The organism is Hymenobacter oligotrophus (genome assembly GCF_003574965.1).
In the GTDB taxonomy this organism is placed as follows: Bacteria; Bacteroidota; Bacteroidia; order Cytophagales; family Hymenobacteraceae; genus Solirubrum; species Solirubrum oligotrophum.
This window is the reverse complement of record NZ_CP032317.1, coordinates 428219-453636: the sequence shown is the minus strand read 5'-3', so window position 1 is coordinate 453636 and position 25418 is coordinate 428219. Positions and strand designations below refer to the sequence as shown.

The window sequence follows — 25418 nt, the reverse complement described above, 5'->3', positions numbered from 1 at the left end:
GCCCCGCCGCAGCTGCCAAAGCAGCCACGGCGGGGCACCACCTAGGGCACAAGCTGGTTAGTCGACTACCGGACCGGTAGTGGCCTCCGGGTCGCGGTTAATGGGCGAGCCGGGTTGCTGATCGAAGCGGTTTTGCTCGGTGGCACTGCCTTTGGGTTGATTGCCGGCCAAGCCACCTAAAGCATCGGCCGACACGTCGAGGTCCTCGCCGCGCTGCAGTTTTTCGCGCTCCATGGCATCCACCAACGAGTCGTTGATTTGGTTGCTCATGCCGCTGCTGCTTTGGCTGCCGGGCGTGTTCTGTTCTATCTTATCCTCGCGCAGATTCTGTTGCGAATTGGGTTGCTGTTGCTCTGCCATGGTTGGTTCAGGAGTGTGGTTGAACTTCGGGTTCCGGAATGGCATACGCCATTCCGGAACCCAACGGTTGCGCAACTGCCCCTGCAAGCCTGGGCCTGCAGGGGCAGCCATTAGTTGCTGGCGGTAACCGCCTCGGGCTTAGCCGTTGCGGCGGTTGCCGCTGCTGGCGTTTTGGTCGCTTTGCGTACCCATGCCGCTGCCGGTGTCGCCACCGCTGCGGCTTTCGCCGCCTTTCTGCGTGGGGCTGGCGCCGAAGTTGCCGGGGCGGCTCTGGTTTTGGCCTTCGCCTTCGCGGTTTTGGCCCATGCCGCTCGTCATGGTGGTGTTTACTTGGTCTTCGAGGTCGTCGCCGCGGTCGGCGCCTACGTGCATTTGGCTCGGTATGCCCGGCACCCCGCTCTGGATCGAGCGGCTCTGGTCGGTAGAGCCCATGTGCTGCGCCTGGTCCGACGACTGGATGCTTTGCTTATCGCCTTGGTTCTGCGGGGCGTTCGGGTCGTTCTGGCTGCGTTTGCCTTGCTGATTATTGGCCATGGGAAATGCGGTTAGGTGATGGTTGTGATACACTTATGCGGCCCCGAAGCCCAAGCGTGCTACGGCCGTATGCCGCAGCGGCCACCTAGGCCGGCGCCGCACCAACGGCGGCCCCAAGCGGACCACCCGATGGCCTTGCGGCGGGCTTTTGTGTACGCCCGCCCCTGCCGAGGGTTGAGTTTTGCCAAGTATTTTCTGGATATATTTATCAGCTACTACATACTCCAAATCAGATATTTAAGCCCAACATTCGGCCGCCATTCGGCTTATGTATAAAGCCGTGATTGGCCGTATTCTCGTAGCTAGCCCACGTTTTCTGATTCTGCCGCTTATGTCTTTCGTTGCTGCTTCTGCTCCCCTCGCGGTAATTGCCGCCGTTACCGCTGCCGAGCGTTTTGCTGCCGTGCGGGCCCAAACCGAGGCGCTGTGCCGTCCCCTGCTGCCCGAAGACACTGTTGTGCAGCCCATTATCGACGTGAGTCCGCCCAAGTGGCACCTGGCCCACACCACGTGGTTTTTCGAAACCTTTCTGCTGAAGGAGCACTTGCCCGGCTACCGCGTGTACCACCCGCAGTACGCCTACCTCTTCAACTCGTACTACAACTCGTTGGGCTCGCGCGTAAACCGCGCCGACCGCGGCACCATTTCGCGCCCGCCTTTGGCCGATGTGTACGCCTACCGCGCCTATGTTGATGAGCACATGCAGCAACTGCTTGCGCCCTACCACGCGGTGGCCGATGCCCCGTTTGCCGAGGTGCTCGAGTTGGGCTTGCAGCACGAGCAGCAGCACCAAGAGCTACTCGTTACCGACATCAAGTACATCCTCAGCACCAATCCGTTGGCGCCCTCCTATTGGGGCGAGCCGCAGGCTGTGGTTCCCACTACTGCGGCCGCCCCGGCCCCAGCCTGGCTGCAAGTGCCCGGCGGCTTGGGCACTATCGGCTACCAGCCCGGTGCCGATGACACGGCCGGCTTCTGCTTCGACAACGAGCTTGGGGCACACACGGTGTACGTGGAGCCTTTTCAGATGCAGAACCGCTTGGTTACCAATGCCGAGTACCTGCAGTTTATGCAAGCCGGCGGCTACACCGATTTCCGCTATTGGCTGGGTGAGGGTTGGGAGATGGTGCAACAGCAAGGCTGGCAAGCGCCGCTATATTGGGTGCAACAGCCCGATGGCAGTTGGCACCGCTTCACCCACCACGGCCTGCAACCCCTCGACCCCGCCGCGCCCGTTACGCACATCAGTTTTTACGAGGCCGATGCCTACGCGCACTGGGCCGGTGCCCGCCTGCCCACCGAGCAAGAATGGGAGCTGGCGGCCCGGCACTTTGTGCCCGATGTCATGGCGGGCCAGTTTCTGGAAAGCAACCGCTTCGACCCGGCCCCGCTGCCTGCAGCCTCCGATTCAACCCAGTGCCACCAGCTACTCGGCGATTGTTGGGAATGGACGTACTCGGCCTACCACCCCTACCCCGGCTACCAAAAAGCACCCGGCGCCCTAGGCGAGTACAACGGCAAATTCATGATCAACCAAATGGTACTGCGCGGCGGCTCGTGCGCCACGCCCGTCAGCCACATTCGCCTAAGCTACCGCAACTTCTTCCACCCCGATAAGCGCTGGCAGTACACCGGCATCCGGCTGGTAAAATAGCCCCTTGCCGCTTGCGCTTGTTATTGGCGTGCCCGCCCCTTAGGTGCGGGCTATTACCACACTCTTTGCCGCACCATGCCCATCACTCACACTGCTCCTTCGGGGCAAGCCAGCCCAACAACTGCAGCACCCGGCCCAGCCCCAACTGCTGATTTTGCCTTGGCGCAACACGTGCTCGAAGGCCTAAGCCGGCCGCAACGGGCCTTGTCGTCGATGTACTTCTACGACGAGGCGGGCAGCCGCTTGTTTCAGCAGATCATGGAGCTGCCGGAATACTACCCCACCCGCACCGAGTTTCAGCTGCTCACCCAACACCGCGAAGCCATTTGCGCCGCACTAGCGCCCGAAAACCAAGCGGCGTTCCATTTGCTGGAGCTTGGCGCCGGCGATGGACTGAAAACCAAGATATTACTGCGTCAGCTACTCGAGGCCCAGGCCAACGTGGTGTACGCGCCCGTTGATATTTCGGCTTCGGCGCTGGAGGGCTTGGCCAGTAGCCTGCGCCACGAGATGCCCGCGCTGCAGGTGCAACCGCTGGTAGCCGAGTATGCCGCAGCCTTGGCGCAAATGCGTGCGCAGGCGGGCCGCAAAGCGGTACTGTTTCTGGGCTCCAACATCGGCAACTTTCAGCCCGAGGCGCGTCAGCAGTTTCTGCGCGCGCTCAGCAGCCAGCTCACCCCCAACGACCGGCTTCTTATCGGCTTCGATCTGCAGAAAAACCCGCGCCAAATTCGCGCGGCCTACGACGATGCCCAGGGCGTAACGGCCGCCTTCAACCTGAACTTGCTTACCCGCCTCAACCGCGAGCTGGGCGCCGATTTCGACCTAGGGCAGTGGGAGCATTTCACCGACTACGACCCGCAGGCGGGCGTTATCCGCTCGTACCTCGTTAGCCGCCAGGCCCAGCAGGTTCGTATTGGGGCCCTAGGTCGCAGCTTCGGGTTTGCGGCCTGGGAAACCATCCATACCGAAAACTCCTACAAATTCACGCTGCCCCAAATCGAGGCCCTAGGTGCGGCCGCGGGCTTGGCGGTGCAGCAGGTATTCGCCGACGAGCAGCACTGGTTTGCCGACGTGCTGTTCGCGCCGCAGGACTAACCGCACGCCGTAGCGCGGTGTAGCGCGGACTTTGGCTACGCCGACCTGCGGTTGTAGTCCGCGTCCCCGGACAGTAATTCCTGACCTAGGTAAATGTAGCGCGGGCTTGGCTACGCCTTCCTACGGTTCAGCCCGCGTTTATCCAAACGATCTTCGCCGCGCAGTTTCGCTTTAACGATTTCGTTCACGCCAACGCGGGCTAAAGCCCGCGCTACATTCTGGCTTAGTCGTTCCCGCACTGCTAACGCAGCCCCAATCAACAGCGTATCTGCCGCCCGGCGGGCTCCCCAACCTAGGGAGCCCGCCGGGCGGTTAACTTTGTGGTTCGCTTACTCGATTTGGTTATGGCTTTGGCTTCGTTGCGCCCGCACATTCGCCCTACTCTGCTGCTTGCTTACCCCGTAATGCTCAGCCAGTTGGGCCACGTGCTCGTGAACGTAGTCGACAGCATGGTGGTGGGCCACACCGGCACCGTGCCGCTGGCGGCGGTATCGTTAGGCGTTAGCGTTACCACCTTGCTGATGGTGCTGGGCCTGGGCCTCTCGATGGGCATTACGCCCCTGGTGGCCGCTGCCGATGGCCAACGCGACATTACCCGCCTAGGCCAGCTGCTTACGGGCGGCGTTATCATGAGCACCTTGGCGGGCGTGGCTTTGGCCGGCCTAGGTTGGCTGATTACGCCGCTGCTCAAGTACCTCAACCAGCCGCCGGCGGTGGTAGCGCTGGCCGCGCCGTGGGTGCGCGTCATGTTTCTGTCGCTGATTCCGCTGATGGTTTTTCAAGGTTTCCGGCAATTCGCCGAAGGCCTGGGCCTCACGCGGCAAGCCATGATACTGTCGGTATTGGCCAACGTCATCAATGCTGTGCTGTGCTACGCCTTCGTGTACGGCCGCCTAGGGGCACCCAACCTCGGCATGATGGGCGCCGCCTGGGCCACCCTAATTGCGCGCGTTATCATGGCCGCGCTCATGGCGGCGTACGTGCTGCGGGCCAAGCGCCTGCGCCCCTACCACGAGGCCATTGTAAGCTGGCGCCCGGAGTGGCACATTCAGCGCCGCTTGCTCGACATTGGCTTGCCCATCGGCGCGCATTTGGTGTTCGAGGTGGGTGCTTTCAGCGTTTCGGCCATCATGGCTGGTTGGTTGGGCGCTAGCACGCAGGCGGCCCATCAAATTGCCATCAACGTAGCCTCCGTCACGTTTATGGCCGTGAGCGGCGTAGCCACCGCGGCTACCATTCGGGTGGGCAACCTGCGCGGCATCGGCGACATGGCCGGGGCCCGCCGGGCGGGCTTCACGGCCTATTGGCTCACATTCCTGTTTATGGCCACGTGCGGCTTGTTGTTGGTGGTGGCGCGCCATTACATTCCGCTGTTCTACAACTCCGACCCCGCCGTGGTGGCCCAAGCGGCCAGCCTGCTGCTGATTGCCGCCTTGTTCCAGATATCCGATGGCTTGCAAGTAGTGGGCCTAGGTGCCTTGCGCGGGTTGGAGGATGTGAAGGTGCCCTCGCTAGTGGCCCTGCTCTCGTATTGGGTGGTGGCGCTGCCGCTCAGCTATGTGCTCGGCTTCTGGCTCGATTGGGGCGCGCAGGGCGTTTGGGTGGGCCTGTTGGTGGGTCTTTCGTCGGTAGCTGCTATCTTATTACGCCGCTTCGCCCGCGAAACGCAAGGCACTGCCGTGGCTGGCTCGGCACTGAACGAAAGTGCCGTGCTCGTGCGTTAGCGCGGCAGTACGTAGCCTCGCTTTCTTAGCTTTCGATTTATGCTCGATCTGCTGCTTTTTCCGCTGCTTCTGCGCTCCTTTTTAGTGCTTCCGTTTACCGCACCCGCTCAGCAAGTGGCCCCAAAGCCGCCGGTGCAGCAGCAACAGCCCGCCGCCCAAGGCAAGCCCGAACTGCTGGCGTGGTCGGCCAAACGCCCCCTTACCTGGGCCGATTTTAAAGCCCGGCCCAACACGGCCGATCCGCTGCACGCCCTTACCACGGCCAACATTGGTGCGCAAATCGGCTGCAAGGATTACGTATTCTCGGCCAACGTGCAGGCTACCTTCACGCCTACCGAATCGTGGGTGAAGGCGCCGCAAACCGCTTCGGCCGCGCTGCTCCACCACGAGCAAGTACACTTCGACCTCACGGAGGTGCACGCCCGCATGCTGCGCCAGCGCCTGCAAACCATCAAGTTTGACTGCGAGCGGCTGCAGCCGGCCTTTAACAACCTCATGAAAGTAGCTATTGCGGCCTGGCAGCGCGAGCAGCAACGCTACGACGTCGAAACCAACCACGGCCTCAACCTCATCAAGCAAAAAGCCTGGCACGAGCAGGTGCAGCAACGCCTGACGCAACTACAGGCCTTTGCCGGGCCCGAGGCTACTGCCCAGGCTACCGGTCAGTAGCAGCTGAAGCGCGGAATCGAAGGTTGGCAACGCCAACGGATTTCCGCGCTACAAACCGCGGCGCTTACCTTGCGGCAATGCTATCCGAACCTGCTCCCGTTATTACCTGGTCCGACTTCGAACGCGTGGATATCCGCGTGGGCACCATTGTAGAGGCCCGCACCTTTCCCGAGGCGCGTAAGCCGGCTTATCAACTGCTCATCGACCTAGGGCCCGAAATAGGCCTGAAGAAATCGAGCGCCCAAATCACCAAGCACTACACGCCCGAAGCCCTTGTGGGCCGGCAGGTATTGTGCGTGGTCAACTTTCCGCCTAAGCAAATCGGGCCGTTTCGCTCGGAGGTGCTCGTTACCGGTGCCCCCGATTCTGACGGCCACATTGTACTAGCCTCGTTAACTGGCCCGGTGCCCAACGGCAGTCGGTTGGCATAGCGCAGTAGCGCGGACTTTGGCTACGCCGACCTTCGGTTGTAGTACGCGTCCGTGGATAGTAAAATCATTAGTTGCGCGGTGTAGCGTGTAGCGCGGACTTCAGTCCGCGTTTGTCCGAACAGCCGGTGATGCGCGGTTTCGCACCTACGATTTCGTTCTGGCAAATGCGGGCTAAAGCCCGCGCTACATCGTGTGCCGCCCTAGGTCAGAAATTACTATCTGTGGACGCGGACTACAACCGAAGGTCGGCGTAACCAAAGTCCGCGCTACTGCCGCGCTACCGAGCTATTTATGGATTGGTTGCTGAGTGGGTAGCTTTACCTCGCGGGCGTTGATGCTGTCAATCACTACGCCGTAAATCTCATCCAAATCCTTGCCGTGAACGGCGTAGTACTGCATGCTTTGCCGGAACACCGCCTCGGTGGTGTTGTGACGGCGGTACAGCGCAACCGACTCGCGGTTGAACATGGCGCGGGCCGTATCGGGCGAGGTACCGGCGTTTTCAACCCGGGCTTCGGTGAGGTGTAAATCCACAAGTATGCGCACCATCCTGTCGCGGGGCAACAATTGGGCGGGGCGTCCGGGCTCTTCGGGCCGGTCGCACTGGCTGAACAGCAGCGTGTTCAGCAGCAAAACGAATACTATAAGAGGATTCTTCACGGCACAAAAATAACAGCTGCGGTTCCAACGCGTTATTTTAGCCACCGCTCATGAGTCAGCCCACCCCCGACAATTCCCTTCAAGGCATTTTGCGCCGCTTGCGCCAGCTCGAAATCCGCATCCGCAAGGTGGTGGATGCCCAGCTGCAGGGCGATTTTCACTCGGTGTTCAAAGGTACCGGGCTGGAGTTCGACGAGGTGCGGCTGTACCAGTACGGCGACGAAGTCCGCGCCATCGACTGGGCCGTTTCGGCCAAAGGCCACGGCACCTTCGTAAAGACCTACAAGGAAGAACGCGAGCAATCGGTGCTGCTGCTGCTCGATGTTAGCCGCTCGCAGCGCGTAGGCGCCGAGGGCCGCCGCAAGCTCGATGTAGCCCGCGAAATCTGCGGTATCCTGGCCCTTTCGGCGGCCCGGCAAGATGCGCAACTGGGTGTACTGGCATTTTCCGATCAGAAGGAGCTGTACCTGCCGCCGGGCAAGGGCCTGCGCCATGCTTACGCGCTCATCAAATCGGTGTTCTCGCTGGAGCCGCAAAGCCCGGGCACCAACGTGGCCGCCGGCATCAGGCAGGCCCTAGGTTTGCTGAAGCGCCGCAGCCTGGTGCTGCTGCTTTCCGACTTCATCGATACCGAATACGAACGCGAGCTGACCATGCTGGCCCGCAAGCACGACCTGATTGTGGTGCAGCTGCTCGATCGGCGCGAGAAGGAGTTTCCGCCCTTGGGAATTGTGCCGCTCCGCGACGAAGAAACCGGCCGCACCGTGTGGGTAAACACCTCGTCGAAGGCTTGGCGGGCCCGCTACCGCGCCACCTACGAGCAAAACCGCGAGCAAATCGGCCAGATTTGCCGCCGCCACCGCACGTCGTTTCTCAGCATCGCCACCGATGTCGACTACGTGCCGCAGCTCCTCAATTTGTTTCGCCTGCGCAACCGCCGCGGTGCTCAACCTCAGTCTTCGGCCACTACCTAATGCAGCTTCGCGTACTTCGTTGGCCGTGGTTGCTGGTGTTGCTGTTCGGCGCCCTAGGTGCCAATGCCCAAGCTCCGGCTCAGGCACCTACCACCCCAGCTGCTGCCCGGCCCGATTCGTTGCCGAAAGGTCGTTTTCTGCGGCCCACCACGCGCATTGGCGAGTTGGTGGAGTTCGAGTTGACTTTCAGGCACGAGCCCGCGCTCAACGTGGTTTTTCCCGACTCCACGGCCGAGTACAAGCCTTTTGAGTACGTGCGCCGCGAGTACTGGCCTACGCGCACCAGCAACGGCGTTAGCCTCGATCGGTGCCGCTACACACTGCGCACATTCTCCCTCGATTCGCTTCAGCAGTTGCAATTGCCCGTAACCGTGCTGCGCGGCCGCGACACGGTGTTGCTGTATGCCGCTCCTGCTGCCGTGCGGCTGGTGCGCACCGCCCCTGCCGTGGCGTCCGGCGCCGATTTGCCCCCGCTCCGCCAAGATTTGCGGCCTGCACCCGTAGAGCCGTTGTTTAACTACCCGTACTGGATTGCCGGGGCGCTAGCGGTATTGGCGGTGGCGGGCGTAATCTGGTGGACGTTCGGGCGCAACCTGCGCCAACGCTACCGCCGCTACCGCATGGCCCGCAACCACGTGTACTTCATGGCGCAGTACGCCCGTCACCTCGAGCGTTTTCAGCTGAGCCGTTCGCTGGCCAACATGGAGCGCGCCATCACGCTTTGGAAAAACTACCTGGCCCGCCTCGAGGGCAACTCGCTAAACACCCTGACCACCCGCGAGATTGTGGCCCAGTACCAAGGCGACTCCGACGTGGCCACGGCCCTGCGCCTATCCGACCGGATGATTTACGGCAATCAGCTGCCCGACGAAGCCGCCGAGCAAACCGACCATGCCCTGGAGCTGCTCCGCCGCTTTGCCGACCGCCGCTACCAGTTGGTGCGCACGGCCTCGTTGCGCCGCCAAGCCATTGGCAGTTAGCTTGCAGGCCTTGCTACTCGCTTCCGCACCTAGGCGCATATGACGGGCCCTCCCAATGCTTCTGCTTAACTTTCGACTTGCATGGAGCAGTTTTGGCAGCACGTAGTAGTACCGGCGTTCGATGGGCTCCGCTACTCCACCCTCACCAGCTACACCTGGGCTTACCCCCGGGTGCTACTGCTGCTGGCGGCTGTGCCCTTGTTGTTTCTGCTGCGCGAAGCCTTGGCCCAGCGCCGCCGCCGCAAGCTCGGCGTGGCCTTTGTGCGCGGGCAAGCGCGCAGCCACTGGAGCTCCTTGCTGCGCTTTGTGCCCGACGTGGTGCTGGCGCTTAGCCTGATGATGGGCTTGCTGGCCTTGGCCCGCCCCCAGCGCACCGATGAGCGCGTGGAGCAATCGGGCCGCGGCATCGATATCGTGCTGGCCGTTGACGTGTCGGCCTCCATGGAGTTGCAGGATTTTCAGCCCAACCGCCTCGGAGCAGCCAAGCGCATGGCGCAGGCCTTTGTGCGGGGCCGCCGCGGCGACCGGATCGGCGTTGTGGCCTTTGCCGGCGAGGCCTACTCGGTACTGCCTCTCACCACCGACTACGAGCTGCTGACGGAAGAGCTTAACAACCTGCGCCTAGGTCTGATACCTACCGACGGCACGGCCATTGGCACGGCCTTGGGTGTGGCTACCAACCGCCTGCGCAACTCGCCGGGCCGCTCGCGGGTGTGCATCCTCCTCTCCGATGGCGAAAACACCGCCGGCTCGCTCGACCCGCTTACGGCCGCCCAGCTTGCCCACGCTTTTGGGCTGAAGCTCTATACCATTGGCTTGGGCAAAGACGGCACCGTGCCCTACGGCCGCGACGAGCAAGGTCGCCCTAGGTTTGTGGAAACCCGCCTCGACGAAACCACCATGCGCCAGATTGCCGAGGCCGGTGCTGGGCAGTTTTTCCGGGCCACCGACAACTCCGCCCTGCGGCGCGTATTTGCTCAAATCGATCAGCTCGAGAAAACCGAGGTGAAGCTGACGCGCTACCGCAACACCCACGATTACTACCGCTTTTACCTGTACTGGTGCGTTGGCTTGTGGCTGCTGTGGCTTGGCCTGAAAAACACCTTTATGGTAAGTGCCATGGAGGACTAGGTGTCGCGTTCGGCGCGGCACGGTGCCAGCACCTACCTTTGCCAGCATGTCGATAGCTGATAACATTCGTGCTTTCCAGCAAGAGCTGTCCGGTACCAATTGCCGCCTCGTTGCCGTTTCCAAAACCCACCCCGTCGAGCTGATTCGCGAGGCTTACGACGCGGGGCAACGGCTGTTTGGCGAAAACCGTGTGCAGGAGCTCACGGCCAAGCAGCCCGAGCTGCCCGCCGATATCGAGTGGCACCTAATCGGGCACCTGCAAACCAACAAGGTCAAGTACATCGCCCCGTTCGTGCACACCATTCAGAGCATCGATAGCCTGAAGCTGTTGCAGGAAGTGGAGCGCCAGGCCGCCAAGCATCAGCGCCAAATACGCGTGCTGCTGCAGTTCCACATCGCCGACGAAGAAACCAAGTTTGGGTTGTCGTGGGCGGAGGCCGAGGCCATGCTGCGCGACGCGGCGCAACAACTGCAGCACGTGCGCATTGCCGGCGTAATGGGCATTGCCACCAACACCGACGACGAGGGCAAACTGCGCCAGGAGTTCGGCACGTTACGCGGTTACTTCGAGCGGCTGAAAGCGGATTTTTTTGCCGACAATCAGGATTTCAACGAAATATCCATGGGCATGAGCGGCGACTACCGCGTGGCTATCGAGGAGGGCAGCACGCTCATTCGGGTAGGCAGCGCCATTTTCGGGCACCGGGCCTACCCGGCCTAGGGGGTTACCTCGGCCGTAGCACAGGGTTCGGCTTTGGCCACTAAAAGGCGCTTACCTTTGCCGTGCTCCCCATTGTTTGCTTAGCTTTTACTTTCGCCGCATGACTGCTCGCCTGATTATTCTTACCGCTGCTATTTTGGGCGCCCTAGGTGTTTCGCTGGGCGCCTTTGGGGCCCACGCTTTTAAAGCGCACCTCGAGGCTACCGGCCGGCTCGAGACCTTTGAAACGGCCGTGCGCTATCAGTTTTACCATACCCTCGCCCTCATGGCCCTAGGTGTGCTGCGCCTGGTACGCCCCGATGCCGTAAGCTTGGGCACGGTGGCTTGGCTGTGGCTGGGCGGCATCATTGTCTTCAGCGGCTCGCTGTACTTGCTGTGCTTCACGGGCCTGCGCTGGCTGGGCGCCATCACGCCTATCGGCGGGGTGCTGTTCATCATCGGGTGGGTGATGCTGGCCGTAGCCGCCATGCGCCTCGCCTAGGTAGCCAAAAGGCACAAGAACACAAAGGCCCGGTTGGCAGCTGCCAACCGGGCCTTTGCTTTATCGGCTAAGCCGCAATTACGACTTCTTGGCCTTCACCTTGGTTTTCACCTCGCCGTCTTTGGCTTTGGTTTTGGCTTCCACGCTGGCTTCGGCGGGAGCGGCCGGGTCGAGGATTTCGCCTACCAGCGAAACCATGGTGCTGCCACCCGCAGCGTTCGACTCAATGGTCAGGACTTTGTTTTGCATGCCTAGCTTACCAGCCGAGTTAAACTTGGCCGTGATGGAGCCGGTTTTGCCCGGCATAATCGGCTCCTTTGTCCAGTCGGGTGTGGTGCAGCCGCAGCTAGTGCCGATGTTCGAAATTACCAGCGGGGCGGTGCCCGTGTTCTTGAACTTAAAGGTGTGCTCTACCACGTCGCCCTGCTTGATTTTGCCGAAATCGTACTTCATTTCGGTGAAGGTGATGGCAGGGCCATTCGCCTTGGCAGTAGCGGCTTGTGCGGGAGTCGCGGGGGTTTGAGCCTGAGCGGCGAAGCCGGCCAACGAGAGCGACAGCGCCAGTACAAGTGCCTTTTTCATGGTGCGGGTGACTGTTTGAGTTGGAGGGTAATTCAAGTTAACCTTTTCGGGCCGCTTGCCAACAATCGGACCAATTGCAGGAACGGCCGTGAGCAAAACTACCAGATGCGCACCATTTGGCGGCGGTGCTTCCGGGCGTAGCGTTTGGGGTCGGGGCAGTTTTCGTAAGCTTGCCTATCCTGCTTCGAAAGCGGGAGCTGCTTGGCCTCCGATGCGGCCTGGTTGCGCCACACCGAGGGCGCGTTGCCACGCGCCACAACGGGCGGCACAGCCTTGCGCTGCGGCCGCGCAGGCAGCACCTGCGCCGTTGCCAGCTGAGCGCTGCCCAGCCACAACCACCAACCAATACCTAAGGCGCAAACAAGCTTCATCCGGAGCAGCTACAAGTTGCTACCCCAACACGGCCCCTACCCGATTCATTCCGCGCCGCCGTCAACAAGTTTGGCGTTGAAATTCAACAGAAACAGCTTTTCGGAAGCACGTGTAACAGCCGTGTACAACCACCGCGTAAACTCGGCGTTGATCATGTCTTCCTTCAGAAACCCGTGGTCGACGAACACGGCGGGCCACTGGCCGCCCTGTGCCTTGTGGCACGTAAGCGCGTAGGCAAACTTTACCTGCAGGGCGTTCAGGTACGGGTCGGCACGCATGGCGGCTGCCTTGTCCTTCTTGGTGGTAAGATGCGCGTAATCGGCGCTTACGGCCTCGTACAGCGCCTTGGAGCGGTCGGCCGGGAAAGCGGGGCTTTCGGTGTGCAGGGTATCGAGCAGCAGGCGCGCCTCAAGCTCAGGCTCGTCGGGGTAATCGACGAGGCGCAGGCGGGCGTCAGCAAAGCGGCAGCCAAATTCCTCGATGCGGCGCACAATTTTGGTTACCTCCACAAAGTCGCCGTTGGCCAAAAAGCCCGCTTCCGATTCGGCTGGCAGCCAGGTATAGTTGTTGCGCACCACCATCAGGTAGTCGCCGGCCTCAATCTCATCCTCGGCGTCGAACAAGGTGCGCCGAATCAGCTGGTTATACTGGTTGGCGTTTTTGTTGGAGCGGCAAATTATGGTGGTATTCTCGTGGCCATAGTGCCGGTAGGCCCAGCGCAAGCCATCCTCCAGCTTGTCGCCGCCCATTTTGTAAATGTCGGGGTAGCCTTTAGTGATGAATTGGATGTTGGGGTTGGCTTCGGCGGAGCCCGGCGTAGCTTCCTGCGCATCGCGCAGTTCTTCGCGCAGCACGGTGGCGTTCATCAGAATGCCCGACGACTCGGCCTGGCGCATTACCTGGCGCAGCTCGGCGGCCTCCACGCGGCAGCGGTACGAGCTGGCCAGCACGCCGGGGTCTAGGGCCGGGCTGAGGCTTTGGCCTACCGGCGGCAACTGGGCCGTATCGCCGATGAGCAGCAGGCGGTTGGTGGTTTTCTCGAACACGTAGCCGAGCAGGTCGTCGAGCAAGGCACTCTCGCCAAACGACTTCTCGTTTGAAATCATCGAGGCTTCGTCGACGATAAAGATGGTTTCGCCGGAGCGGTTGGGTTGCCGCGCAAAGGCCATGCTCTCCGACCCACCAGACTTGCGGTAAATGCGTTTGTGAATGGTGCTGGCCGGCACTCCCGAGTACTGCGACATTACCTTGGCCGCACGGCCTGTGGGCGCCATCAGTACGTACTTGCGGCCCATTTTATCGAGCCACTTAACCAAGGCGCTTACAACCGTGGTTTTGCCGGTACCGGCGTAGCCGCGCAGCAAAAACACCTTCCGGCCGGGTAGCTGGTCTTTCAGAAAACCATCGAGCTGCCCAAACAGCGTGGACTGGTCCTCGGTGGGGTCGTAAGGGAAATAGTTGCGGACGGAAGGTATTCTTGTAGTAAGCATGGGGGGCAATGATCAATTAACAATGATCAATGAGCAATGAATAGTTTGGGTTGTTATGCTCGGCCGTTGCCGCGTAAAATGGCAAACAAGATGCGGCAAAGCTCCTGGCAATCGTTGTGCAACGACTCGAACATCCGTGCTTCCAGGTATTCGGCATCGTGGAGCAGCCGCAGCCAATAGGATGTTTCGCGCGCTTCTTTGTAGGCAATTGACATTTTGGCGGAAAAGTCGGCTTTGGAAATGGCCCCTATAGCCTCTTCAACGTTAGCGCCGAATGACGTACCGCTCCGCACGACCTGCTTGGATACAATGTGCTCTTGTTGAGCCATGCGCAAGTGCTTGTGCAACTTCAGCATCCGCACGGCGAAAGCATATGATTTGGCCAAGATAACGTTTTGCTCAGCCGACCATTGATCATTGCTCATTGTTAATTGCTCATTGATTCGCCGGTTCGATGATAGCCATTGTGGCCGTAGCCTTGGCAATCAGCAAGCCTTCCTCTGGGTTATTGCCGCCGAAAGCGCGCACCTCGGCCTCGCAAAACTGCAAGCGGCGGCCGCCTTTCAGCACCCAACCCGTAGCTATCAGCTTATCACCTAGGCCGGGGTGCAAGTAGCTTACTTTCAGTTCGACGGTTACCAGGCCGTGGTCGTCGGGGATGAGCGTAACGCCGGCAAACCCGGCTACGAGGTCGGCCATGGTAGCCACGAGGCCGCCGTGGGCAAACCCGCGCTGTTGCTGGTGCTGCTTGCCTAGGTCGAGTTCGGCCTGTACGCGGCCCGGCTCAATGGTGGTAATATCGGCACCGATGAGGTGCATAAAGTGCTGGCGCTCCAGCTTGCGGCGGATACGCGCCGTGAGGTCGTCGGCGGGGGCGGTGGTGTGCGAAGTAGACATTGCCGCAAAGGTACCGCCCTAGGTCGGCCTTCGCCAATCAGCACCCAAAGCACGTATCTTTTCGCAGGCTACCTCATTGATTCTCATGAACCCATCGGAATACCTTGTTTCGGGTGCGCTCGGTTTGGCTTTGGCAGCTTGCAGCGGCTTTCGGGTGTTCGTGCCCCTGCTGGCGGCCAGCATTGCTTACCGCACGGGCTACTTGGCGCCTTCGCCGGGGTTTGCGTGGTTGGGCACTTGGGCCGCCCTAGGTGTGCTGGGCACCGCCACCCTAGCCGAGATGCTGGCCTACTACTTTCCGGTAATTGACAACCTGCTCGACTCGCTGACCACGCCCGCCTCGTTTGTGGCCGGCACATTGCTGATGACGGCCGCGCTCCCCGAGCTAAACCCGATGCTGCGTTGGGGCTTGGGCGTGTTGGTAGGCGGCGGTACGGCCGGGCTTATCCAATCGGGCACAGCCGTGCTGCGAGCGGGCTCCACGGCGGCCACGGGCGGCTTGGGCAACCCCGTACTCGCCACCCTCGAGAATACCCTGGCCATAGCGGGCTCGGTGCTGGGCCTGTTTTTGCCGCTGCTGATGGCCGGCGCGGCAATTGCGGCTATTGTATTCATAGGCAGCCGGTTGTGGCGCTGGCGACAACGTCGGCGCGCAAATTTTTCGGCCGGTAGCCCCAACCATACGGGCGTTTAATAGGTTTAGGGCCCTGTTACCGCACCGCTTGCCCTGCTTATGCCTGTTTCCTCTGCCTCGCCCGAATCGTTGCTACAAGCCTATACCGAACGCGCCCGGGTGCGCGTGTGTGGCCTGCTGGTGCACGACGGGTCGTTGCTGCTGACGGCCCACCGGGGTTTATTGACCAACGACGAACCGTTTTGGTCGCCGCCAGGCGGAGGGTGGCAGTTTGGCGAAACCTTGCGCGAGGGCGTGGTGCGCGAGTTTCGGGAAGAAACCGGCTTGGTGGTACAAGTTGGCCGCTTTTTGCACCTGCACGAGTACCACGGCGACCGGCTGCAAGCCCTCGAGATGTTTTTTGAGGTGCTGCCCACCGACCCTGCCGCCCTGCCGCGCCTAGGTTCCGACCCCGAGCACCACCCCGACCAGCAACTGCTCACGCAGCTGGCCTGGCTTTCGCCGCGCGAGCTGGTGCAGCTGCCGCCGCGGCAGGTGCACCCCATCCTGCGCGACCTCATCAGCCCCGACGACGCCTATATTCCGCAACTCCGGCTGCGCTGATTGCGGCACAAAACGGCGGCCTGCTTACCTTTAGCAGATATTAGTTCTGCTGTGCCGCCTGTGTCTCACGCCGATTCTGCCGATTTCGTTGCCGCTGTGGCCTTGCCTACCGCTTTGCACCGCCTGCGCGACGAAACCCTCGATACCAACAACCTAGCGGGCTACAACCTGTACCTAACGGCCGGGGCCCACGGCTTGCGTGTGGGCGTAGCCGATGTGCGCCGCAACAAGTTTGTGGTGCTCGAAGACTACGCGCCCGAGCCTGCTACCTCCCTCGCCGGCCAGCTGCAAACCTTGGCCAGCCACCACGATTTGGTGGGCCTGCAGGGCTGGAACCGTGTGCGCCTGGCGGTGCAAAACCGCCATTTCACGCTGCTGCCCGCGCCCCTCTTCCGCGACGGCGACGAGGCCAACTACCTACGCTTGCACCACCAACTCGATCCGCAGCACGAGGTGGTACGTCGGTTTTTGCACCCCAACCGCGAGGTGGTGAGCGTTTTTTCGATTGAAAAGGCCTTGGCCGACTGGTTTGAGCGTACTTACCCCCAGCAAAAGTTGCTGCACCAAACCAGCGCCTTGCTCGAAGGCGTGGTGCACCAAAGCGAGCGGCAAGGCCCGCCTAGGGTGTATTTGAGCGTGGGCCCACACGAGCTGACTGTTGCCGTGGTGCGCGAAAAACGTCCGCTGTTCTGCAACGTCTTTAGCTTCAGCACGCCCGAAGATTTCATCTACTACGTTATCCTGGTGATGCAGGAGTTAGGCCTGAACCCCGACGACGACCCCGTAGCCGTGTACGGCGACCTAATGCACGATTCGGAGCTGTTCTCGGTGCTGCGCAAGTACATCCGCAACGTCCGCTTCGGCAACCGCCCCTACGACCTCAGCTACAGCTACCGCCTCAACGACGTATTTGAGTACCGCTATTTCGAGCTGTACAGCCTGCACTTGTGTGAGTGAAGAATGACAAATGACGAAGGAAGAAACCGATGAGGCGTTTCGCCCGTGGTCCTTCGGTCAGGCCCGTGCTAGTTCTTCATTCATCTTTCTTCCTTCCTCATTACAATGCGCATTGCCTTATTTCCCGGCTCTTTCGACCCGTTTACCAACGGCCACCTCGATGTGGTACGCCGCGGCACCGAGCTGTTCGATCATATCATAATTGCCATTGGCAACAACAGCAGCAAAACGCGTTACCTGCCCGTCGAGCAGACGGTAAGCATCATTAACGAGGTTTTCCGCAACGAGTCGCGCGTTTCGGTGCAGGCGTACAAGGGACTTACGGCCGACTTTGCGCGCGAAACGGGTGCCCGGTTTCTGCTGCGCGGCTTGCGCAACACCACCGATTTCGAGTACGAAAACACCATTGCGCAGGCCAACCGCCACGTCAACCCCGATCTGGAAACTGTCTTTTTGATTACTTCCCCGCCCCTGGCCGCCATCAGCAGCACCATCATCCGCGAAATCCACCGCTTTGGCGGCAACGTCGATGATTTCGTGCCCTTTAAAATGCCGCCGGCGCAACAGCCCTAGGTCCGCCCCAAACGCCGAACGCGGCAGCACCTCGGGGTGCTGCCGCGTTCGGCGTTTGGGGCGGGTGGGCTATTTACGGGCCAGCACCCGGATACCGGTAATCTTGGAGGGCTCTACGGGGCTGGGCACGGGCAGCACCAGGTAAGTGTCGCTCACCAAATCGAGGTTGCCGCGCCGCATCAGTTCGTCTTCGTTGCCCCCGAGCAACACCAAGTCGCGCACTTTGCGCGTGCGGGCATCAAACGTGGCCACAATCGTGGCGTCTTGGTAATCAAAGGTGTTCGTCCATTCGCGGGCCTGGCCGGTGTTCCATTGCGCGGCGGTGGGCTCGGCACCTAGGGGCTGGGCGTGGGCTTCGCGCGGGTTGCCAAGCACTTCGCGCACCTCGTCGATGGTGCGCCCCACCAGCGCCGGTACGTTCAGGGCCGGAGCCGCACGGGATTTGGCACGCGCAGCCGGTGCGGCATCGGTTTCGATGGCCGGCGTGGTGCGGGTGCAAGCGGCTCCCGCACACACGAACATCACCAGTACGAGCAGGCACGGACAACTCAAACGCATAAAGGGCACGCATGAAGCCGGAGAGCCGCCCCGGCAAACGAAGGCTATTTGTTGGTGACGGTGGCCGCGCCAGCCACCTCGCTCAGGTAGTGGCGCACCACCAGCGAAATAGAGGCGTACGACTCATCCAGGGCCTTAAGTGCTTCCTGCGGATGCATCCAGCGCACTTCCTCGATGTACTCTTCGGCCTGCGGCTTCATGAGCGCGTCGTCGAGGCACTGCATGATGTACCAGTTGGTTTTCTTGAGGATTTTGTTGCCGTTGTAGGCGTAGGAGTGCCAAGTGCTGGGCAGTTTGTCGCCCAACGACACCTTGATGTTGCACTCTTCCTCTACCTCGCGCAAGGCTCCTTCGGCGGGGTCTTCATCTTTCTTGAGCTTGCCTTTGGGCAAATCCCACTTGCCCAGGCGGTAAATCATCAGCACCAGGCCATCCTTCACCACCAGGCCGCCGGCGGCTTTGGCTATCTTGAACTGGTCTTTGAGGTGCAAGATGAGCGCCTTCTTTTTCTTGGTCATGAGCGTCAGGGAGGTCAGCTTCTTCAGCTTTTTTACCTCCATCAGGCGCAGCATGCGGTCGATGAAAGCCGGCGTTACGTCGCGCACCAGTACATCGCCCACCAAGTCCTTCGAAATGAATTCTTCCTCAGGACCTAGGATAAGGTCGTAACGGTGCTTGTAGACCTTTTCGGAGGTCTTCTTAATGATTATCGGGATGTCGTTGATGAAAACATTCATCGCGGCAAGTCGGAAGGAAAATGGGAGCAGAGGGTCGTCTGGCGGGCTGCAAAACACAGCATTAATTTCGGTATACGAAAGGTGCTTGGGTGCTAAAGGCCAGCTAAGGCAGCCGGGTGTGACGGCCAGTTAGGCGAAATACGGTTGCGAGCAAGAAAGGTAACACGCTGCCCGAATATTCGCAGCACCGCAGCACCCTAGGTTTGCGGGCCGCGTACTTTGCAGCTGCAACCTCAACGCTACCGCCATGCAAATCGGCCTGCTCTCCGACACCCACAGCCACCTCGACGACCGCATTTTGCACCACCTGCAAGGCTGCGACGAGATATGGCACGCCGGCGACGTAGGCAATGAGAAAGTACTTGACGAGCTGCAGGCCGTAGCGCCTCTGCGCGCCGTGTTCGGCAACATCGACGACCGCACCATCCGCCTGCGCTGCCCCGAAAACCAGATTTTTGAAGTGAATGGCCTGAAGGTGTTGATCACGCATATTGGCGGCTACCCCGGCCGCTACGCGCCGCCCGTGCGCCCGCTGCTGCAGCAAGAGCGGCCAGGGCTGTTCATCTGTGGCCATTCGCACATTCTGCGCGTAATGCCCGACCGCCAGTTGGGCCTCCTGCACCTCAACCCGGGCGCGGCCGGTAAGCACGGCTTTCATAAAGTGCGCACGCTTCTCAAGTTTCGGGTTGAGAACGGCAAAGTAGAGCAGTTGCAGGCGGTAGAACTCGGTGCACGCGTGTAGCACGGGTGAGCCTACTTTATAAAAGCAAAAGCGCCTTGCGTGGCCACGCAAGGCGCTTTTGCTATAACCAGCCGACCGGCCGGAATGCCGTTTCGGCTTCCCGCGGAGGAAGCCGCGGCTTAAAACTTAGGCAGCAGCTTCGTTCTTTTTAAAGCTAGCCTTCAGCTCCTCGATGTCCACGTTCTTCAGAACGGGCGTACGGAGGAGGTCTTTAATTTCCTGCACCTTGTTGTTGGCGCGGGCGATGTTCTTGCGGTGCTTACGCTTAAGACGAGTAGCGGTCATGACGCGGTCGGTTTGAGTCTATTCTGCAGAATGAGGGGGCAAAGGTAATCAAAAGTTCAACACGTTCTGAGCATTGCCCGGTGTTTGTTGCCAATTCGGGCGGCAAATATAGCGGCAAGTTGGCGTACGGGCCGTAGTTTGGTACCCGTAAATGCCCCACCGGCTGGCGGGGCTGGCTCATCTGCAAACGCGAAAGCGCCTGCCCAAGCGCTTCTACATCCGATAATCATGATCGATTTACGCTCCGATACCATTACCCGCCCCACGCCTGCCATGCTGGAGGCCATGTTCCGGGCGCAGGTAGGCGACGATGTGTACGAAGAGGACCCCACCGTGCGCGAGCTGGAAAACGAATGTGCCCGCCGCTTTGGCATGGAGGCTGGTTTGTTTTGCCCCTCCGGCACCATGACGAACCAAATTGCCATTAAGGCGCACACGCAGCCCATGTCGGAGGTGGTGTGCGAGCAAACCTCGCACATTTACCTCTGGGAGGTGGGCGGCATTGCTTTTCACTCGGGTGCTTCGGTGGCGCTGCTGCCCGGCGAGCGGGGCCGGCTCACGGCGGCGCAGGTAGCCGCAGCCATCCGTTCCGAGAACGTGCACTACCCCAATACTAGCCTCATCAGCCTCGAAAACACGCACAACCGCGGCGGCGGCAGCTGCTACAGCTGGCAAGCCCTCGAAGAAATTGCCGAGCTGGCCAAAAGCAAAGGCATCCCGCTGCACCTCGATGGCGCCCGCATCTTCAACGCCCTGGTAGCCACTGGCCAGCGCAGCGAAGACTACGGCCAGCTCTTCGATTCAATTTCGATTTGTTTGAGCAAAGGCCTGGGTACGCCGGTGGGCTCGGTGCTGGTGGGCACGCAGGAGTTCGTTCGCAAGTGCAAGCGCATCCGCAAGGCCATGGGCGGTGGCTGGCGCCAAGCCGGCTACCTGGCTGCCGCCGGCCTGTATGCCCTCGAAAACCACGTGGAGCGCCTCGCCGACGACCACCGCCGGGCCCGCCAACTAGCCGAAGCGCTGGAACAAGCGCCCTACGTCGAGTACGTACTGCCGGCCGAAACCAACCTGGTCATTTTCCGGCTGCGCGAGGGTCTTACCGAAGATCAGTTCTTGGCGCACCTAGGCGAGTTCGGCGTGAAAGCCTCGGCGTTCGGGCCGCAAATGGTGCGCTTTGTAACCCACCTCGATGTAGACGACGCCGGCATTGAGCGCGTGCTCGAGGCCATCCGTAGTGTGCCGCAGTACGCCTAGGTGCTTGCCAGGTCTCTCAGTGAGCAAGGCCCCGCAACCAGCGTTGGTTGCGGGGCCTTGCCGCGTTGGTGTGGCTTGGTTTAGTGCGCTTCTTCTTTCACTCGGTGCGTTTCGGCGGGCTCTTCGGTAAGCTGCCCCGGCGCCAAGATGGCCATGCCGATCAGGGCCGAAACCGCCGACCCAAGCAGCACCGCCAGCTTGGCCACGTCGATGGCCGCTGGGTTTTGGTACGAAAGCGTGGCAATAAAAATGGCCATGGTGAACCCAATGCCCGCCGTGAAACCCAGCCCTACGAACCGGCGCCAATCAACGTTGGTGGGCAGTTGCCCCTGCCCCATGCGCACCACTAGCCACGTTACGCCCACAATGCCGAGCGGCTTGCCAATCAGCAGGCCCAGCCCAATACCTAGGGCCAAGCCCGAAAACAGCTCGGGCACAATATCAGCCGACAGCACAATGGCCGTGTTGCACAAGGCAAAGAGCGGCAAAATCAGGTAGTTGACGGGCTTTTGCAAGGCGTGCTCCAAGTCTTCGAGCCGATCCGTAGGAATACTCAGGGCCAACAACACCCCCGCAATGGTGGCGTGCACACCCGATTTCAGCACGCAAAACCACAGCCCCAAGCCCAGCAGCACATACAACCCGAGTGGCTTAACCTTGAAGCGGTTGAGCAAAACCAGCATGGCAAAAATGCCCGCCGCTCCCAGCAAAAACCCGGTGTGTATGCTGCTGGTGTAGAAGGCCGCAATAATGATGACGGCTAGCAAGTCGTCGATGATGGCCAAGGCGGTCAGGAACACGCGCAGCCCAAACGGCACCCGGTCGCCGAGCAACGACAGGATACCTAGGGAAAAGGCAATGTCGGTAGCCGTGGGTATGGCCCAACCCGAGGCAGCCGGCGTACCGCGCGTAAAGGCTAAATGAATAACAGCCGGCAGCACTACGCCGCCCACAGCTGCCAGCGCCGGCATCATGGCCTGCCGCGGTTCGGCCAGCTCGCCGTAGAGCACTTCGCGTTTAATCTCGAGCCCCACCACAAAGAAAAACACGGCCATGAGCCCGTCGTTGATCCAGTGCGACACGGACTTATCGAGCGGCCCGTACCCAACGTGCAACTCCCAAAACGCGGTGTAGCTTGGGCCAGCGGCCGTGTTGCTCAGCACCAACGACACCACCGTGGCCAGCAACAACAGCAACCCGGCCAGCTTACCGCTTTCGGATAGTTCGCGAATGGGGCTGATGATGCGGCGAAGTGGCATAAGTTCAACGTAAGATATACCAACCGCTAAGCCTGTAAGCTCGGCTGCTGATAAAATTGGCACACCCTGATGCAGACCGTACAACAAAATCCTACATACGGCTTCAGCGTGCTTTTTACTGCCAATAGTAGCCAAATGTAAGGCTCAAGCTTTAAGCATACGCTACGAAAAGTATCCTTCACTCGGGCTCATTGCAGCCAACAACCCAGCGGTTGGCCAAGCCGTTTGTCGTTCAAACTACCACCCGAGCCTCAGGAATCTTTCGGAGCACCAGCAGCAGGCAGTTTCCGAAAACACTAGGTTTGTCATCATGCCTTGCTCCGCTACTTCTGTCCGTTCGCTGCTGTTGTTGCTGCTCTGCCTGGTGCACCTAGGCCTAGCGCAAGCGCAACGCAAAACCAAAGCTTACTTTCCGGCTCCTAACAATTGGGAGCAACGCCGGCCCGAAGCCCTAGGTCTGGACCCTGCCGCGCTCCAAGAGGCCGTGCAATACGCCATTGCCAACGAAAGCAAAGCGCCGCGAGACCTGCGCGATGCGCACTACCAAAGCGCATTCGGGCGCGAGCCGTTCGGCTACCCCATTGGCCCCATGAAGGAGCGCGGCGCCCCCACCGGGCTCATCATCAAAAACGGCTACATCGTGGCGCAGTGGGGCGAGCCCGAGCGTACGGACCTCACCTTCAGCGTGGCCAAGAGCTTTGTGTCGACGATGGTGGGCCTGGCTTATCAAGATGGACTCATCCGAAGCCTCAACGACAAAGTGGCGCCGTACATGGCGCCCATCATCCCCTTCAACCCCTGGAACACCGCGGCCAACAAAGCCGACGAGCTAGGCCAGCAGGACGTGCTTGAGTTGTTCGGCACCGAGCACAACCGCCTTATCAACTGGGACCACCTCTTGCGCCAAACCTCCGATTGGGAGGGTACGCTGTGGGGCAAGCCCGATTGGGCCGACCGCCCGCAGGGCTCCGCCAACGAGTGGCGCACGCGCCCGCGCAATGCGCCCGGCTCGGTGTACAAGTACAACGATACCCGCGTGAACGTGCTGGCCCTGGCCATCATGAACGTGTGGCGCCGCCCGCTGCCGCAAGTGCTCAAAGAGCGCGTGATGGACCCCATCGGTGCCTCCAGCTCGTGGCGCTGGACGGGCTACGAAAACTCGTGGGTAATAATAGATGGCGTGCCCATGCAAGCGGTAAGCGGCGGCTCGCACTGGGGCGGTGGCCTGTTCATTTCGGCGCTCGATCAGGCCCGTTTTGGCTACCTCACGCTCCGCAACGGCCAGTGGAACGGCAAGCAGCTAATTGACCCCGAATGGCTGAAGCTGGCTCGTACGCCCACGCCCGTGCAGCCCACCTACGGCTTCATGAACTACTTCCTGAACACCGACCGCAAGCTGTACCCCAGCGCCCCGGCCACGGCCTTTGCGCACCTAGGGGCCGGCGCCAACATTGTGTACGTCGATCAGGAAAACGACCTCGTGATAGTAGCCCGCTGGATAGAGGACAAAGCCATGGACGGCCTGGTGCAGCGCGTGCTGAAAAGCATGGGCAAGTAACTTGGCAGCCCGATTCCGCTGCCTTCTCAACCCCTATCCCGCCCCGCATGAATTTGTTTGTTGTTGGAGATGTGCACGGCTGCTACCACACCTTCGAGGCTTTGCTGCGGCACTGGAAACCCGCCGAGGAGCTGCTCATTCAGGTAGGCGACTTAGTGGACAGGGGCCGCTACAGCCCCGAGTGCGTGCAACTGGCCCGCGAACTGGAGGCGCAGCACCCCGGCCGCACTGCTTTTTTGCTTGGCAACCACGAGTACGAAATGCTCATCCACTACGGGCCCGACGGGCCCAACCGCAACTGGTTGGGCTGGGGCGGCAAAAGCACCGTGGCCCAGTACAACGGCCGCCCGAACCTGCTGCGCGAGCACCTCGCCTGGCTTACCCAGCGCCCCATGGCCTGGGAAAACGAGCACGTAGTAGTGAGCCACGCCGGCATTGCCAATACCGCCGACCCCTTCGACCCCGACAATACCGACGGCCTCCTGTGGCGCCGTGGGCCCCTGCGGCACCTAGGCAAGCGGCAGGTGGTAGGCCACACCCCCACCGACAACGGCCGCTACTACCTCGATACCAGCTACGACGCCCTTTACATCGACACCGGCGCGTACCGCGGCGCGTGCCTTACCGGTGTGCGCCTCGCGGCTACCGGCGAAATTCTGGAGCATTTCTCGGTGCCAACCATTGCGCACGACATTGCCTAGGTCCTCTTCTGCCCATTAGAAGCATCATGCCAGCCTCTTCATCCTTCGATATGGCCGCCGCCCTGCAGCACCTCAGCCAGGCCGACCCCATCATGGCCGCCATCATTGCCCAGGGCCGGCCCATCGAGCCCTCGGCGCACGAAGATTTGTACTTGGCTCTGTTGAAGGCCGTTGTAAGCCAGCAGATTTCGACCAAGGCAGCCGCCGCCATCTGGCGCAAGCTCGAAAGCTTGTTTAAGCCCGATGGCTACCCCGAGCCCAACGTGCTGGTGCACCACTCCGACGACGAACTGCGCGCCGTGGGTATATCAAAGCAAAAAGCCGGTTACCTGCGGGCCATTGCCGAGTTTGCCCTCCAAGGCCAGCTCGACCACGCCCACCTTTCGCAGCTCGATGAGGATGCCTTCACACAGCACCTCACCCAGATAAAAGGCGTGGGCCGCTGGACGGCCCAAATGCTGCAAATGTTTGCCCTCGATCAGCCCGATGTTTTCGCCGAGGGCGACCTAGGGATTCAGAACGCCATGCGCCGCCACTACCAACTCGAGCAAACCGGCCGCGCCTTGCTGCGCCGCATGACGGAGCTGGCCGAACCCTGGCGCCCCTACCGCTCGCTGGCCTGCAAGTACCTGTGGCAGTCGCTCGACAACGAGCCGGCTAACTAGCCCGGTTGGCATGGTGCGCTAGACTTGTCATTCCAAACGCAGCGAGGAATCTGGGTGCGAACTGCCCGGCGGGTTGTCGTTCAAAGCACTGCGCCAGATTCCTCGCTGCCGTTCGGCATGACAATACAGAATGC

At 60.9% G+C, this 25418-nt stretch carries 31 protein-coding genes; 19 read left to right on the top strand and 12 right to left on the bottom strand.

Annotated features, from left to right (window positions below):
* Positions 1-57: 57 nt before the first annotated feature.
* Positions 58-360, bottom strand: coding sequence for a hypothetical protein (locus tag D3Y59_RS01890; protein ID WP_119443498.1), 303 nt, complete (start codon positions 358-360; stop codon positions 58-60).
* 138 nt (positions 361-498) lie between these two features.
* Complete coding sequence (locus D3Y59_RS01885) at positions 499-894, bottom strand: hypothetical protein (RefSeq protein WP_119443497.1); 396 nt, start codon at positions 892-894, stop codon at positions 499-501.
* Positions 895-1225: 331 nt separating this feature from the next.
* Here D3Y59_RS01885 and egtB point away from each other — a divergent pair, with 331 nt between their 5' ends.
* The 5 genes from egtB (at position 1226) to D3Y59_RS01860 (ending at position 6470) form a co-directional block, all read left to right on the top strand.
* Positions 1226-2548: an ergothioneine biosynthesis protein EgtB gene (egtB, locus tag D3Y59_RS01880; protein ID WP_119443496.1), complete on the top strand. Its 1323-nt coding sequence runs from the start codon at positions 1226-1228 to the stop codon at positions 2546-2548.
* A 75-nt stretch (positions 2549-2623) separates the two neighbouring features.
* Entirely contained in the window at positions 2624-3646 is a 1023-nt protein-coding gene (egtD, locus tag D3Y59_RS01875) for an L-histidine N(alpha)-methyltransferase (protein WP_119443495.1), read from the top strand.
* Between the two features lie 320 nt (positions 3647-3966).
* The gene (locus D3Y59_RS01870; RefSeq protein WP_240410474.1) at positions 3967-5370 is read left to right on the top strand and encodes an MATE family efflux transporter; all 1404 of its coding nucleotides are present in this window, start codon (positions 3967-3969) and stop codon (positions 5368-5370) included.
* A 39-nt stretch (positions 5371-5409) separates the two neighbouring features.
* Complete coding sequence (locus D3Y59_RS01865) at positions 5410-6039, top strand: DUF922 domain-containing protein (RefSeq protein WP_119443493.1); 630 nt, start codon at positions 5410-5412, stop codon at positions 6037-6039.
* A 77-nt stretch (positions 6040-6116) separates the two neighbouring features.
* Positions 6117-6470, top strand: coding sequence for a tRNA-binding protein (locus D3Y59_RS01860; protein WP_119443492.1), 354 nt, complete (start codon positions 6117-6119; stop codon positions 6468-6470).
* Positions 6471-6755: 285 nt separating this feature from the next.
* Here the strand turns inward: D3Y59_RS01860 and D3Y59_RS01855 are convergent, their stop codons facing one another.
* Positions 6756-7130, bottom strand: coding sequence for a DUF4296 domain-containing protein (locus tag D3Y59_RS01855; RefSeq protein WP_162910476.1), 375 nt, complete (start codon positions 7128-7130; stop codon positions 6756-6758).
* Between the two features lie 50 nt (positions 7131-7180).
* On the opposite strand from D3Y59_RS01855, the gene D3Y59_RS01850 reads away from it, so the two are divergent.
* The 5 genes from D3Y59_RS01850 (at position 7181) to D3Y59_RS01830 (ending at position 11417) form a co-directional block, all read left to right on the top strand.
* Entirely contained in the window at positions 7181-8104 is a 924-nt protein-coding gene (locus D3Y59_RS01850) for a DUF58 domain-containing protein (RefSeq protein ID WP_119443490.1), read from the top strand.
* Positions 8104-9084 carry a hypothetical protein gene (locus D3Y59_RS01845; RefSeq protein ID WP_119443489.1) on the top strand — a complete coding sequence of 327 codons (981 nt, stop codon included), beginning with the start codon at positions 8104-8106 and terminating at the stop codon, positions 9082-9084. The genes D3Y59_RS01850 and D3Y59_RS01845 overlap by 1 nt, the downstream gene beginning before the upstream one ends.
* An 81-nt stretch (positions 9085-9165) precedes the next feature.
* The gene (locus D3Y59_RS01840) at positions 9166-10215 is read left to right on the top strand and encodes a VWA domain-containing protein (RefSeq protein ID WP_119443488.1); all 1050 of its coding nucleotides are present in this window, start codon (positions 9166-9168) and stop codon (positions 10213-10215) included.
* A 46-nt stretch (positions 10216-10261) separates the two neighbouring features.
* Positions 10262-10936, top strand: a complete 675-nt coding sequence (locus D3Y59_RS01835; RefSeq protein WP_119443487.1) for a YggS family pyridoxal phosphate-dependent enzyme — start codon at positions 10262-10264, stop codon at positions 10934-10936.
* Positions 10937-11036: 100 nt separating this feature from the next.
* Positions 11037-11417 (top strand): DUF423 domain-containing protein, encoded by a 381-nt coding sequence (locus tag D3Y59_RS01830; RefSeq protein ID WP_119446280.1) that lies wholly within the window; start codon positions 11037-11039, stop codon positions 11415-11417.
* Between the two features lie 78 nt (positions 11418-11495).
* On the opposite strand, the gene D3Y59_RS01825 is transcribed toward D3Y59_RS01830, so the two are convergent.
* The 5 genes from D3Y59_RS01825 to D3Y59_RS01805 form a co-directional block, all read right to left on the bottom strand.
* Positions 11496-11999, bottom strand: coding sequence for a DUF1573 domain-containing protein (locus tag D3Y59_RS01825; RefSeq protein ID WP_119443486.1), 504 nt, complete (start codon positions 11997-11999; stop codon positions 11496-11498).
* Positions 12000-12097: 98 nt separating this feature from the next.
* Positions 12098-12370, bottom strand: a complete 273-nt coding sequence (locus tag D3Y59_RS01820) for a hypothetical protein (RefSeq protein ID WP_162910475.1) — start codon at positions 12368-12370, stop codon at positions 12098-12100.
* Positions 12371-12415: 45 nt separating this feature from the next.
* On the bottom strand, positions 12416-13861 hold the full coding sequence (locus tag D3Y59_RS01815; RefSeq protein WP_119443484.1) for an ATP-dependent DNA helicase: 1446 nt from the start codon (positions 13859-13861) through the stop codon (positions 12416-12418).
* Between the two features lie 53 nt (positions 13862-13914).
* Positions 13915-14286: a four helix bundle protein gene (locus D3Y59_RS01810; RefSeq protein ID WP_119443483.1), complete on the bottom strand. Its 372-nt coding sequence runs from the start codon at positions 14284-14286 to the stop codon at positions 13915-13917.
* Between the two features lie 10 nt (positions 14287-14296).
* A complete protein-coding gene (locus tag D3Y59_RS01805) occupies positions 14297-14758 on the bottom strand; it encodes a PaaI family thioesterase (protein ID WP_119443482.1) in 462 nt (153 codons plus the stop codon).
* Between the two features lie 85 nt (positions 14759-14843).
* On the opposite strand from D3Y59_RS01805, the gene D3Y59_RS01800 reads away from it, so the two are divergent.
* From D3Y59_RS01800 to coaD, 4 genes are all read left to right on the top strand, one after another.
* On the top strand, positions 14844-15452 hold the full coding sequence (locus D3Y59_RS01800; protein ID WP_119443481.1) for a DUF4126 domain-containing protein: 609 nt from the start codon (positions 14844-14846) through the stop codon (positions 15450-15452).
* A 39-nt stretch (positions 15453-15491) separates the two neighbouring features.
* Complete coding sequence (locus D3Y59_RS01795; protein WP_119443480.1) at positions 15492-15995, top strand: NUDIX domain-containing protein; 504 nt, start codon at positions 15492-15494, stop codon at positions 15993-15995.
* A gap of 60 nt (positions 15996-16055) precedes the next feature.
* A complete protein-coding gene (locus D3Y59_RS01790) occupies positions 16056-16952 on the top strand; it encodes a DUF3822 family protein (RefSeq protein WP_162910474.1) in 897 nt (298 codons plus the stop codon).
* A 105-nt stretch (positions 16953-17057) separates the two neighbouring features.
* Positions 17058-17525 carry a pantetheine-phosphate adenylyltransferase gene (coaD, locus tag D3Y59_RS01785; RefSeq protein WP_119443478.1) on the top strand — a complete coding sequence of 156 codons (468 nt, stop codon included), beginning with the start codon at positions 17058-17060 and terminating at the stop codon, positions 17523-17525.
* A gap of 69 nt (positions 17526-17594) precedes the next feature.
* Here coaD and D3Y59_RS01780 read toward each other — a convergent pair whose 3' ends face one another.
* Together D3Y59_RS01780 and D3Y59_RS01775 are read right to left on the bottom strand one after the other, a co-directional pair.
* On the bottom strand, positions 17595-18083 hold the full coding sequence (locus tag D3Y59_RS01780; RefSeq protein ID WP_162910473.1) for a hypothetical protein: 489 nt from the start codon (positions 18081-18083) through the stop codon (positions 17595-17597).
* Positions 18084-18127: 44 nt separating this feature from the next.
* Positions 18128-18820 (bottom strand): NUDIX hydrolase, encoded by a 693-nt coding sequence (locus D3Y59_RS01775; RefSeq protein WP_119443476.1) that lies wholly within the window; start codon positions 18818-18820, stop codon positions 18128-18130.
* A 247-nt stretch (positions 18821-19067) separates the two neighbouring features.
* Here D3Y59_RS01775 and D3Y59_RS01770 point away from each other — a divergent pair, with 247 nt between their 5' ends.
* Positions 19068-19562, top strand: a complete 495-nt coding sequence (locus tag D3Y59_RS01770; protein WP_119443475.1) for a metallophosphoesterase family protein — start codon at positions 19068-19070, stop codon at positions 19560-19562.
* 126 nt (positions 19563-19688) lie between these two features.
* Here the strand turns inward: D3Y59_RS01770 and D3Y59_RS18140 are convergent, their stop codons facing one another.
* Complete coding sequence (locus D3Y59_RS18140) at positions 19689-19847, bottom strand: hypothetical protein (protein WP_162910472.1); 159 nt, start codon at positions 19845-19847, stop codon at positions 19689-19691.
* Between the two features lie 228 nt (positions 19848-20075).
* On the opposite strand from D3Y59_RS18140, the gene D3Y59_RS01765 reads away from it, so the two are divergent.
* A complete protein-coding gene (locus D3Y59_RS01765; RefSeq protein ID WP_119443474.1) occupies positions 20076-21101 on the top strand; it encodes a threonine aldolase family protein in 1026 nt (341 codons plus the stop codon).
* A gap of 80 nt (positions 21102-21181) precedes the next feature.
* Here the strand turns inward: D3Y59_RS01765 and nhaA are convergent, their stop codons facing one another.
* Positions 21182-22360, bottom strand: a complete 1179-nt coding sequence (nhaA, locus tag D3Y59_RS01760) for a Na+/H+ antiporter NhaA (RefSeq protein WP_119443473.1) — start codon at positions 22358-22360, stop codon at positions 21182-21184.
* A gap of 310 nt (positions 22361-22670) precedes the next feature.
* On the opposite strand from nhaA, the gene D3Y59_RS01755 reads away from it, so the two are divergent.
* From D3Y59_RS01755 to D3Y59_RS01745, 3 genes are read left to right on the top strand one after another with little or no spacing between them, the layout of a single operon-like run.
* The gene (locus D3Y59_RS01755) at positions 22671-23918 is read left to right on the top strand and encodes a serine hydrolase domain-containing protein (RefSeq protein ID WP_119443472.1); all 1248 of its coding nucleotides are present in this window, start codon (positions 22671-22673) and stop codon (positions 23916-23918) included.
* Between the two features lie 47 nt (positions 23919-23965).
* Positions 23966-24619 (top strand): metallophosphoesterase, encoded by a 654-nt coding sequence (locus D3Y59_RS01750; RefSeq protein ID WP_119443471.1) that lies wholly within the window; start codon positions 23966-23968, stop codon positions 24617-24619.
* A 26-nt stretch (positions 24620-24645) separates the two neighbouring features.
* Entirely contained in the window at positions 24646-25284 is a 639-nt protein-coding gene (locus tag D3Y59_RS01745; protein WP_119443470.1) for a DNA-3-methyladenine glycosylase family protein, read from the top strand.
* The last annotated feature ends 134 nt before the right edge of the window (positions 25285-25418 follow it).

Bases quoted from the DNA above. Each gene is read 5' to 3' on its own strand.
- coaD (WP_119443478.1), top strand. From the start codon at position 17,058: ATGCGCATTGCCTTATTTCCCGGCTCTTTCGACCCGTTTACCAACGGC.
- D3Y59_RS01840 (WP_119443488.1), top strand. From the start codon at position 9,166: ATGGAGCAGTTTTGGCAGCACGTAGTAGTACCGGCGTTCGATGGGCTC.
- D3Y59_RS01860 (WP_119443492.1), top strand. From the start codon at position 6,117: ATGCTATCCGAACCTGCTCCCGTTATTACCTGGTCCGACTTCGAACGC.
- D3Y59_RS01805 (WP_119443482.1), bottom strand. From the start codon at position 14,758: ATGTCTACTTCGCACACCACCGCCCCCGCCGACGACCTCACGGCGCGT.
- D3Y59_RS01885 (WP_119443497.1), bottom strand. From the start codon at position 894: ATGGCCAATAATCAGCAAGGCAAACGCAGCCAGAACGACCCGAACGCC.
- D3Y59_RS01850 (WP_119443490.1), top strand. From the start codon at position 7,181: ATGAGTCAGCCCACCCCCGACAATTCCCTTCAAGGCATTTTGCGCCGC.
- D3Y59_RS01800 (WP_119443481.1), top strand. From the start codon at position 14,844: ATGAACCCATCGGAATACCTTGTTTCGGGTGCGCTCGGTTTGGCTTTG.
- D3Y59_RS01835 (WP_119443487.1), top strand. From the start codon at position 10,262: ATGTCGATAGCTGATAACATTCGTGCTTTCCAGCAAGAGCTGTCCGGT.
- D3Y59_RS01865 (WP_119443493.1), top strand. From the start codon at position 5,410: ATGCTCGATCTGCTGCTTTTTCCGCTGCTTCTGCGCTCCTTTTTAGTG.
- D3Y59_RS01770 (WP_119443475.1), top strand. From the start codon at position 19,068: ATGCAAATCGGCCTGCTCTCCGACACCCACAGCCACCTCGACGACCGC.
- D3Y59_RS01820 (WP_162910475.1), bottom strand. From the start codon at position 12,370: ATGAAGCTTGTTTGCGCCTTAGGTATTGGTTGGTGGTTGTGGCTGGGC.
- D3Y59_RS01795 (WP_119443480.1), top strand. From the start codon at position 15,492: ATGCCTGTTTCCTCTGCCTCGCCCGAATCGTTGCTACAAGCCTATACC.
- D3Y59_RS01815 (WP_119443484.1), bottom strand. From the start codon at position 13,861: ATGCTTACTACAAGAATACCTTCCGTCCGCAACTATTTCCCTTACGAC.
- D3Y59_RS01755 (WP_119443472.1), top strand. From the start codon at position 22,671: ATGCCTTGCTCCGCTACTTCTGTCCGTTCGCTGCTGTTGTTGCTGCTC.
- D3Y59_RS18140 (WP_162910472.1), bottom strand. From the start codon at position 19,847: ATGACCGCTACTCGTCTTAAGCGTAAGCACCGCAAGAACATCGCCCGC.
- D3Y59_RS01750 (WP_119443471.1), top strand. From the start codon at position 23,966: ATGAATTTGTTTGTTGTTGGAGATGTGCACGGCTGCTACCACACCTTC.
- D3Y59_RS01845 (WP_119443489.1), top strand. From the start codon at position 8,104: ATGCAGCTTCGCGTACTTCGTTGGCCGTGGTTGCTGGTGTTGCTGTTC.
- D3Y59_RS01890 (WP_119443498.1), bottom strand. From the start codon at position 360: ATGGCAGAGCAACAGCAACCCAATTCGCAACAGAATCTGCGCGAGGAT.
- D3Y59_RS01765 (WP_119443474.1), top strand. From the start codon at position 20,076: ATGATCGATTTACGCTCCGATACCATTACCCGCCCCACGCCTGCCATG.
- D3Y59_RS01830 (WP_119446280.1), top strand. From the start codon at position 11,037: ATGACTGCTCGCCTGATTATTCTTACCGCTGCTATTTTGGGCGCCCTA.
- nhaA (WP_119443473.1), bottom strand. From the start codon at position 22,360: ATGCCACTTCGCCGCATCATCAGCCCCATTCGCGAACTATCCGAAAGC.
- egtD (WP_119443495.1), top strand. From the start codon at position 2,624: ATGCCCATCACTCACACTGCTCCTTCGGGGCAAGCCAGCCCAACAACT.
- D3Y59_RS01810 (WP_119443483.1), bottom strand. From the start codon at position 14,286: ATGAGCAATGATCAATGGTCGGCTGAGCAAAACGTTATCTTGGCCAAA.
- egtB (WP_119443496.1), top strand. From the start codon at position 1,226: ATGTCTTTCGTTGCTGCTTCTGCTCCCCTCGCGGTAATTGCCGCCGTT.
- D3Y59_RS01775 (WP_119443476.1), bottom strand. From the start codon at position 18,820: ATGAATGTTTTCATCAACGACATCCCGATAATCATTAAGAAGACCTCC.
- D3Y59_RS01825 (WP_119443486.1), bottom strand. From the start codon at position 11,999: ATGAAAAAGGCACTTGTACTGGCGCTGTCGCTCTCGTTGGCCGGCTTC.
- D3Y59_RS01780 (WP_162910473.1), bottom strand. From the start codon at position 18,083: ATGCGTTTGAGTTGTCCGTGCCTGCTCGTACTGGTGATGTTCGTGTGT.
- D3Y59_RS01745 (WP_119443470.1), top strand. From the start codon at position 24,646: ATGCCAGCCTCTTCATCCTTCGATATGGCCGCCGCCCTGCAGCACCTC.